The sequence below is a fragment of the Amycolatopsis sp. NPDC059657 genome, from assembly GCF_042734395.1.
Lineage (GTDB): Bacteria > Actinomycetota > Actinomycetes > Mycobacteriales > Pseudonocardiaceae > Amycolatopsis.
In genome coordinates, this window is the sequence record NZ_JBHWEB010000112.1 from 22,539 (window position 1) to 30,915 (window position 8,377).

Here is an 8,377-nt window from a genome sequence, read left to right on the forward strand (position 1 = left end):
GTTGAACGTCGTGGCGAACATCCTGGTCGGCCTGGTCGTGCTGATCCACCTCTACATCGTCGTGCTCGAAATGTTCCTGTGGACCTCCAAGGGCCCGAAGGCGTTCGGCGTCACGCCTGAGTTCGCCAAGGAATCCGCCTCGCTGGCCGCGAACCAGGGTCTCTACAACGGTTTCCTCGCGCTGGCGCTGATCTGGGGCCTGATCGCGACCGGCTCGACCGGCTTCCAGTTCAAGCTGTACGGCCTGATCTGCGTGATCGTCGCGGGCATCTACGGCGCCATCACCGCGAGCAAGAAGATCCTCTTCGTGCAGGTCGTGCCCGGCACGCTGGCGCTGGTCGCGGTGCTGCTCGCCGGTTAGCGGGTAGGCAGTGCGAAGGCGGCCCACACCAGGCTTGGTGAAGACTCCCTTCATTGTGGCCACCCACGCTTGAGCGACCTGGTCGGTTGCCAGACTGTCGGCATCACGACAAATTCCCTGTTCCCGCAGGTCAGTAGCCTATTCTCGGCAGCGAGGAGACGAACCAGACGCTGTTCGCGAACTTTGGCACAGAAGGGGCGTACGCAATGACTCCCGGGAACTGGCTCAAGATGTGCCGCGCGAGCACGCACTACTGGATAGGTCGAAAACTCCGGGTCTTGGGGGCGGCGTCGGGGAAGCCGCGTGATATCGAGGACGCCGATCGCGCCGCCGAGCGCTGGTACCGGAAGGCGGCCGAAGCCGGACACGTGTGCGCCATGCAAAGCCTCGGGTATGTGTTGCTGCACCGCGGAGCTGTCGAGGAAGCCGAGACATGGACCCGGCGGGCCGTCAGCAAAGGCAACCCGGCGGCCATGAACCTCCTTGGCAAGATCCTGGCCGAACGGGACGACCACGAGGCCGCCGCAGTCTGGTTTAAGAGAGCGGCAGACCTCGAAGAACTCCACGCACCGTTCAACCTTGCAGTGTCTCTATACGAACAGCAACGCTATGCGGATGCCGAAACGTGGTGTCGCCGGGCCATACGGCAAGGTGACCCCGATGCTGAAGACCTGCTGGGCGCGATCCATCGGGGCATGAACCGCTGACGATTCAGCAGTCCAGATCGCCGGTGAGGTAGCGCTGCAGGTTCGGCGCGACCGCGCGGATCACCGTGTCGTGGTCCGCCGAAGCCAGAGGCTCGAACTTGGCGACGTAGCGGACGATGCCCATGCCGACCATCTGCGACGCGCACAGGGTGGCGCGCAGGTCCTGCTGGTCGACGTTGATCTTCGACGCGAGCAGTGTGAACACGTTGTTCATGAACAGGTCGCGCAATGCCTGGGCGGCCAGGTCGTGGCCTGCGATGCTGCGGATCAGCGCCGGGAACACGCCGCCGTCGGTGGCGTCCCAGACCGTCAGGAAGTTGCGGATGATGCGCTCGCCGAGGCCGTCGATGTCGCCGTCCAGGAAAGACGCGATGAGCTGGGTGGGGTCGAACGGCAGGTTCAGCACGGCCTGGGCGAACAGGTTCTCCTTGCCGCCGAACCAGTGGTTGACCATGGCCGCGTCGACGCCCGCCTTGGTGGCGATCGCGCGGACGGTCGCGCCCTCGTAGCCGTACTCGCCGAAGACCGCTCTGGCGGCGTCGAGCAGTGCCGTCTTGGTGTCTTGGCCTGCGGGACGGCGGCCTCGGCGTTTACTCTCGGGCGGGGAAGCGTTCACGTCAGACATCATGAACGCCCGCGCCGCAGAATTCAACAGTCAGTGAATTTATCCCCCGCCGTGGGGAGACCTGGCCGGTTTCGGCACAATGAGCTTCATGGTCACTGCCGCACACGCAGGTCTGGGGTCGGTCAGCCCGAGCCGCGATGAGTTCCGCGCCCTCGCCGAGGGCCGCCGTGTCATCCCGGTCGTGCGCCGTCTGCTCGCCGACGGTGAAACTCCCGTAAGCCTCTACCGCAAGCTCGCCGCGGATCGCCCCGGCACCTTCCTCTTCGAGTCCGCCGAGAACGGCGCCTCCTGGTCACGCTGGTCGTTCATCGGCGTGCGGAGCCCGGCGGCGCTGACCGTGCGTGACGGCAAACCGGTGTGGGTGGGGAACCCGCCGGTCGGCCTGCCGAGCGACGGCGACCCGATGAGTGTGCTGCGCGCGACCATCGAGGCACTGCACACCGAGCCGCTCACCGGCATGCCGCCGCTGACCGGCGGCATGGTCGGCTACATCGGCTACGACGCCGTGCGCTGGCTGGAGCGGCTGCCGGAGCTCGCGGCCAAGGACATCGAGATCCCCGAGCTCACCATGCTCTTCGCGACCGACCTCGCCGCCTTCGACCACCACGAGGGCACGGTCACGCTCATCGCGAACGCGGTCAACTGGGACGACTCCGCCGAGCGCGTCGACGCCGCGTACGACGACTGCGTCCGCCGCCTCGACGAGATGACGCGGCAGCTCGCCGTCGCCGCGCTGCCGACGTCCAATGTGTTCGATCGGCCGGCGCCCGAGTTCAAGCGCGCCCGCACCAAGGCGGACTTCGGCGCCGCGGTCGAGAAGGCCGTCGAGGCGATCCACGCCGGTGAAGCGTTTCAGATCGTCCCTTCGCAACGGTTCGAGATCGAGACCCAGGCCGACGCGCTCGACGTCTACCGCGTGCTGCGCACGTCCAACCCGAGCCCGTACATGTACCTGCTGCGGCTCGAGGGCTTCGACATCGTCGGGTCCAGCCCCGAATCGCTGGTCACCGTGCGGGACGGCCGCGCGACCACGCACCCGATCGCGGGCACGCGCTGGCGCGGGGTCGACCCCGAGGAGGACGCCCAGCTCGCCAAGGACCTGCTCGCCGACGAGAAAGAGCGCGCCGAGCACCTGATGCTGGTCGACCTCGGCCGCAACGACCTCGGCAAGGTCTGCAAGCCGGGTACCGTCCGCGTGGTCGACTTCTTCGAGGTCGAGCGCTACAGCCACGTCATGCACATCGTCTCGACGGTCACCGGCGAGCTGCGTGACGACAAGACGGCCTATGACGCCGTCGCCGCGTGTTTCCCGGCCGGGACGCTCTCCGGCGCCCCGAAGGTGCGCGCCATGCAGCTGATCGAGGAGCTGGAGCCGACCAGGCGCGCGCTGTACGGCGGCGTGGTCGGGTACCTCGACTTCGCGGGCGACGCGGACACCGCGATCGCCATCCGCACCGCGCTGATGAAGGACGGCACCGCCTACGTCCAGGCGGGCGGTGGCGTCGTCGCCGACTCGAACGCCGAGTACGAGGACAACGAATCGCTCAACAAGGCGAGGACGGTGCTGTCGGCGGTCGCCGCCGCGCAAACGCTTGCCGCGGCCGCCGAACTCGATCCGGCGGGTGACTCCAGCGTTGTCTAAACCACAGGGTCGTCCACTGTGGATCGTCACGGTGCTGCTGCTTCTCGGCGCGCTCGCGCTGTGGGGCGGCTCCCGCTTCACCTGGTTCGCGGAGTTCCGTGACGCGGGCGTGCGCGGGACGGTGCTCTACACCGAGAAGGGCGACCAGCGCGCGACCGTGCTCGTGCCGCTGGCGCTGCTCGCGCTCGCCGGTGTCGCGGGCATGGTCGCCACCGGCGGCTGGGCCAGGCGTGTGCTCGGCGTGCTGCTCGCGCTCGCCGGTGCCGCCGCAGCGTGGGCCGCGGTTAACGGTGTTTCCTTTCAGTTCGGGGCAGGTCTGCCCTCCGGCGCGATTCTCACCGGCCGGACTTTGGCTCTGCTCGGGGGAATTTTCGTGCTCGCGGGCGGGTTGCTGGGCATCAAGCACGCGAGTGCCATGCCGCGCATGGGGGCGAAGTACTCGGCACCGGCGAAGAAACGTTCTGCTCAAGATCCGGACACGGAGCTGTGGGATGCGTTATCAAAGGGCCAGGACCCGACGACAGACCACTGACGCCCTTGGTGCGTTCGGGCTAACGCGATGCCCCGGCCCAAGGGGCCTCACCAGCGCGGGTTAGCATCTTTTCAGCGGGAAGGGGAAGGTTTTTGTGAGCGAGACTGCGAAGGAACCTTTGAACACTGCGGTTGAGGCTGCCCGGTGAGCGTGCTCGAAGACATCATCGACGGCGTGCGCGCCGACCTCGCCGTGCGCGAGGCCGCATTGCCGTTCGACGAGCTGAAGCGGCGCACGGCCGACGCGAAGCCCGCCCGTGACGTCATGGCGGCGCTGAAGGAGTCGGGTATCGGCGTCATCGCCGAAGTCAAGCGCCGCAGCCCGTCGAAGGGCGATCTCGCGGAGATCGCCGATCCCGCCGCGCTGGCGCGTGACTACGCCGACGGCGGCGCCCGCGTGATCAGCGTGCTGACCGAACAGCGCCGCTTCGGCGGTTCGCTCGCCGACCTCGACGCCGTGCGCGCCGCGGTCGACATTCCCATCCTGCGCAAGGATTTCATCGTCAGCCCGTACCAGGTGCACGAGGCGCGCCTGCACGGTGCGGACATGGTGCTGCTGATCGTCGCGGCGCTCGAGCAGAACGCGCTCGTGTCACTGCTCGACAGGGTCGAGTCGCTCGGCATGACCGCGCTGGTCGAGATCCACAACGCCGAAGAGGCCGACCGCGCGCTCGAAGCCGGCGCCAGGGTCATCGGCGTCAACGCGCGCAACCTGCACACCCTCGAGGTCGACCGTGACGTGTTCGGGCGCCTCGCGCCCGGCCTGCCGATGGACGTCTTCAAGATCGCCGAATCGGGTGTCCGCGGACCTGGCGACCTGATGTCGTACGCCGGTCACGGCGCCGACGCCGTGCTGGTCGGCGAGGGGCTCGTCGCCTCCGGCGACCCGAAGGGCGCGCTCGTCAAGCTGGTCACCGCAGGTTCCCACCCGGCGTGCCCGAGGCCCTCCCGGTGACGGAACAGAAGCACAGCAAGCACGACCCGGACGAGAAGGGCCGTTTCGGCCCGTACGGTGGCCGGTACCTGCCGGAGGCCTTGATCGGCGCGATGGACGAGCTGTCGGCCGAGTACGACAAGGCCAGGCTGGACCCGGAGTTCACCGCCGAGTTCGCCCGGCTGCTCAAGGACTACGCGGGACGCCCGTCGCTGCTCACCGAAGCACCGCGCTTCGCCGAGCACGCGGGCGGCGCGCGCGTCTTCCTCAAGCGCGAGGACCTCAACCACACCGGGTCCCACAAGATCAACAACGTGCTGGGCCAGGCGCTGCTCACCAAGCGGATGGGCAAGAAGCGTGTCATCGCGGAGACCGGGGCAGGCCAGCACGGCGTGGCCACGGCGACCGCGTGCGCGCTGCTCGACCTCGACTGCGTCGTCTACATGGGCGAGGTCGACACCGAGCGCCAGGCACTCAACGTCGCGCGGATGAAGCTGCTGGGCGCCGAGGTGATCCCGGTCAAGACCGGGTCACGCACGCTCAAGGACGCGATCAACGAGGCGCTGCGCGACTGGGTGACCAACGTGGACACCACGCACTACCTGCTCGGTACGGCGGCCGGTGGCCACCCGTTCCCGGTGATGGTGCGCAACTTCCACAAGATCATCGGCGAAGAGGCCCGCGCGCAGATCCTGGAGCAGGCAGGCAGGCTGCCGGACGTCGTCGCGGCTTGCGTCGGCGGCGGCTCCAACGCGATCGGCATCTTCCACGGCTTCATCGACGACGCCGACGTCCGGCTCGTCGGCCTGGAGCCGGGCGGCCATGGCATCGAGTCGGGTGAGCACGGCGCGACGCTGACCGAGGGCACGCCGGGCATGCTGCACGGCGCGCGGTCCTACCTGCTGCAGGACGAGGACGGCCAGACCATCGAGGCGTACTCGATCTCGGCCGGGCTCGACTACCCTGGCGTCGGCCCGGAGCACTCGTGGCTCAAGGACACCGGACGCGCCGAGTACCGCTCGGTCACCGACGACGAGGCCATGCAGGCGATGAAGCTGCTGTCGCGGACAGAGGGCATCATCCCGGCCGTCGAGTCGTCGCACGCGCTGGCAGGCGCGCTGGTGCTGGGCCGCGAGCTCGGGCCGGACGGCCTGATCGTGGTCAACCTGTCCGGTCGCGGCGACAAGGACATGGACACCGCCGCCAAGTACTTCGGGTTGGTCTGATGAGCACGCTGGACGATCTGTTCAAGCAGACCCGCGCCGAGGGGCGCGGCGCGCTGATCGGCTACCTCCCCGCCGGTTTCCCGACCGTGGACGGCTCGAAGGACCTGCTCGCCGCGGTCATCGACGGCGGGGCCGACCTGGTCGAGGTCGGGGTCCCGTACTCCGACCCGGTGATGGACGGCCCGACCATCCAGCGTGCGGCCGAGACCGCGCTGGACGCCGGTTTCCGTCTCAAGCAGCTCTTCGAGGTCGTCGAGGCGGTGTCGTCGCGCGGCGGCAAGGCCGTCGTCATGACGTACTGGAACCCTGTCAACCGCTACGGCGTCGACGCGTTCGCGCGCGACCTCGCGTCGGCAGGCGGGCTGGGCCTGATCACACCGGACCTGGTGCCTGACATGGCCGACGACTGGCTGGTCGCTTCCGAAGAGCATGGGCTGGACCGGATCTTCCTGGTCGCGCCGTCCTCTTCGGAGCAGCGGCTCGACTCGACGGTCAAGGCGTCCTCCGGCTTCGTGTACGCGACCGCGGTGATGGGCGTGACCGGTGCCCGCGAAAGCGTCGGCGCCGGCGCGGCGGAACTGGTGCGCCGCACCCGCGCGTACACGGAACTGCCGATCGGGGTCGGGCTGGGTGTGCGCTCCGGCGTGCAGGCGGCCGAGGTCGCGGCGTTCGCGGACGCGGTGATCGTCGGCTCCGCACTCGTCACGGCTGCCGACGGCGGTGCCGACGCTGTGCGTGCGTTGTCCGCCGAGTTGGCCGAAGGTGTGCGAAAGGTCGTTTAACAGCTTAAGAAGCACTGCGAAAGGACCGTTTTCCCTTTAACAAGGGGGAAACGGTCCTTTTGCCGTTGGTGGCGTTGGGTGGAGCGGAAATTTCTCTCGATACTCCCGGTGTGTCAACCACCGACAAGGAGTCACCATGTCACACTGGGCAACGGCAACATTGCACAATCCGTGCGAAGGGGGGAGCGTCATGGTCGCTCCAGCCGAAACCGAATCCGAATCAGTGCCGATACGACCAGGCGGCTGGACCGCCGAGGACGTGTTGGCCTTCAGTGAAGACCAGTTCCCCGGCCAGCGGGTGGAACTCGTGGACGGGGCGCTGCTCGTGAGCCCCGCGCCGTCCTCCGGTCACCAGCGACTGCTGCACCGGCTTCAACTCCAGCTGGCCGCCGCGCTGCCCGAAGGCGCGGAACTGCTGCCGGGCGTGAACGTGCGCCTCGGTGGCAAGAGGTTGCTCGTGCCGGATCTCGCGCTGGTGGCGCGTGCCGGGATGGAAACCCCGTGCTACGACGAATCCGACGTACTGCTGGCGGCGGAGATCGAGTCGCCGTCGACCCGGCTCAGGGACCGCGGTCTCAAGCTGACGCTGTACGCCGAGGCCATGGTGCGGTACTACCTGCTCGTCGACCCGGAGCTCAAGGCGGCCACGCTGTTCGAGCTCGGCACCGGGGAGTACGTGCCGATCGCGCGCAGCCAGTCCGGCCGGATCGAGCTGACCAGGCCCTTCGAGACCACTGTGGACCTGACCGGCTGACCTGGCATTTGTACGAAAACTGTATGGCCGGTCGGCAGTATCTCCCCATGGAGATCGACTTCGACCGCCGCGGCTTCCTTCGCGCAGCCGGGCTCTTCGCAGGCGCGAGCGCGGCAGGGCTGCTCCTCCCCGGGGTGGCCACTGCCGCGTCCGCGCCCAAGATCTACAGCTGCGCGGACTGGAACGCACGGCCGCCGTCGGATCCGCTGACCACAGTGGATCATCCGGCCAACCGGATCCTGATCCACCACATGGCGAACGCCAACAGCCCGGAAACCTCGCTGGCGCACGGATGTCAGGTCTGCCTGGACAACCAGCAGGACCACATGGACAACAACGGATGGTCCGACACCGGCCAGCATTTCACGGTAAGCCGCGGTGGCTACCGCTTCGAAGGCCGCCACGGCAGCCTGAGCACTTTGCGGTCAGGTAAGCAGATGGTGCGTGCCGCACATTGCCCTGGCCAGAACGAAAACGCCATCGGTATCGAGAACGAGGGCCTTTACACCACGGCCGAACCGCCACAAGCGCAATGGAAGTCCCTTGTCGTACTGTGCGCTTATGTCTGCAAGCAGTACGGCATCCCGGTGACGGAGATCAAGGGACACCGGGACTTCTTCAACACCGAATGCCCCGGCGACAAGCTGTACTCGAAACTTCCCCAGCTGCGCGCGGAGGTCACCGCCGCGCTGGGGCACTAGAGGTTGTGAGGGGCATGCGGCGCCCCAGCCCCGCATGCCCCTCACGACTCCCAAGCGTCGGGTCGTGAGTGGTACGGCCGGTTCTAACCCAATGCCGGGTAGTTAAGGGGCGGG

At 67.8% G+C, this 8,377-nt stretch carries 10 protein-coding genes; 9 read left to right on the top strand and 1 reads right to left on the bottom strand.

Features of this window, described 5'->3' with window-relative positions:
- Nucleotide 1 precedes the first annotated feature (1 nt).
- Together ACFV15_RS38500 and ACFV15_RS38505 are read left to right on the top strand one after the other, a co-directional pair.
- On the top strand, nt 2-361 hold the full coding sequence (locus tag ACFV15_RS38500; protein ID WP_378357130.1) for a DUF1304 domain-containing protein: 360 nt from the start codon (nt 2-4) through the stop codon (nt 359-361).
- 206 nt (nt 362-567) lie between these two features.
- A complete protein-coding gene (locus ACFV15_RS38505) occupies nt 568-1,068 on the top strand; it encodes a tetratricopeptide repeat protein (protein ID WP_378357131.1) in 501 nt (166 codons plus the stop codon).
- Nucleotides 1,069-1,072: 4 nt separating this feature from the next.
- On the opposite strand, the gene ACFV15_RS38510 is transcribed toward ACFV15_RS38505, so the two are convergent.
- Complete coding sequence (locus tag ACFV15_RS38510; protein ID WP_378357132.1) at nt 1,073-1,693, bottom strand: TetR family transcriptional regulator; 621 nt, start codon at nt 1,691-1,693, stop codon at nt 1,073-1,075.
- A gap of 88 nt (nt 1,694-1,781) precedes the next feature.
- On the opposite strand from ACFV15_RS38510, the gene ACFV15_RS38515 reads away from it, so the two are divergent.
- From ACFV15_RS38515 to ACFV15_RS38545, 7 genes are all read left to right on the top strand, one after another.
- Entirely contained in the window at nt 1,782-3,335 is a 1,554-nt protein-coding gene (locus tag ACFV15_RS38515; protein ID WP_378357134.1) for an anthranilate synthase component I, read from the top strand.
- Nucleotides 3,336-3,357: 22 nt separating this feature from the next.
- Nucleotides 3,358-3,867, top strand: a complete 510-nt coding sequence (locus ACFV15_RS38520) for a Trp biosynthesis-associated membrane protein (RefSeq protein WP_378357142.1) — start codon at nt 3,358-3,360, stop codon at nt 3,865-3,867.
- A 144-nt stretch (nt 3,868-4,011) separates the two neighbouring features.
- Entirely contained in the window at nt 4,012-4,821 is an 810-nt protein-coding gene (trpC, locus tag ACFV15_RS38525) for an indole-3-glycerol phosphate synthase TrpC (protein WP_091296429.1), read from the top strand.
- Complete coding sequence (gene trpB, locus ACFV15_RS38530) at nt 4,800-6,026, top strand: tryptophan synthase subunit beta (RefSeq protein WP_378357135.1); 1,227 nt, start codon at nt 4,800-4,802, stop codon at nt 6,024-6,026. The genes trpC and trpB overlap by 22 nt, the downstream gene beginning before the upstream one ends.
- Entirely contained in the window at nt 6,026-6,808 is a 783-nt protein-coding gene (trpA, locus tag ACFV15_RS38535; protein WP_378357137.1) for a tryptophan synthase subunit alpha, read from the top strand. Before trpB ends, trpA begins: the two co-directional genes overlap by 1 nt.
- 190 nt (nt 6,809-6,998) lie before the next feature.
- Nucleotides 6,999-7,562 (top strand): Uma2 family endonuclease, encoded by a 564-nt coding sequence (locus ACFV15_RS38540; protein WP_378357139.1) that lies wholly within the window; start codon nt 6,999-7,001, stop codon nt 7,560-7,562.
- A gap of 47 nt (nt 7,563-7,609) precedes the next feature.
- Entirely contained in the window at nt 7,610-8,263 is a 654-nt protein-coding gene (locus ACFV15_RS38545; RefSeq protein ID WP_378357141.1) for an N-acetylmuramoyl-L-alanine amidase, read from the top strand.
- Nucleotides 8,264-8,377: the final 114 nt, after the last annotated feature.

Bases quoted from the DNA above. Each gene is read 5' to 3' on its own strand.
- ACFV15_RS38505 (WP_378357131.1), top strand. From the start codon at position 568: ATGACTCCCGGGAACTGGCTCAAGATGTGCCGCGCGAGCACGCACTAC.
- ACFV15_RS38510 (WP_378357132.1), bottom strand. From the start codon at position 1,693: ATGTCTGACGTGAACGCTTCCCCGCCCGAGAGTAAACGCCGAGGCCGC.
- ACFV15_RS38515 (WP_378357134.1), top strand. From the start codon at position 1,782: ATGGTCACTGCCGCACACGCAGGTCTGGGGTCGGTCAGCCCGAGCCGC.
- trpA (WP_378357137.1), top strand. From the start codon at position 6,026: ATGAGCACGCTGGACGATCTGTTCAAGCAGACCCGCGCCGAGGGGCGC.
- ACFV15_RS38540 (WP_378357139.1), top strand. From the start codon at position 6,999: ATGGTCGCTCCAGCCGAAACCGAATCCGAATCAGTGCCGATACGACCA.
- ACFV15_RS38545 (WP_378357141.1), top strand. From the start codon at position 7,610: ATGGAGATCGACTTCGACCGCCGCGGCTTCCTTCGCGCAGCCGGGCTC.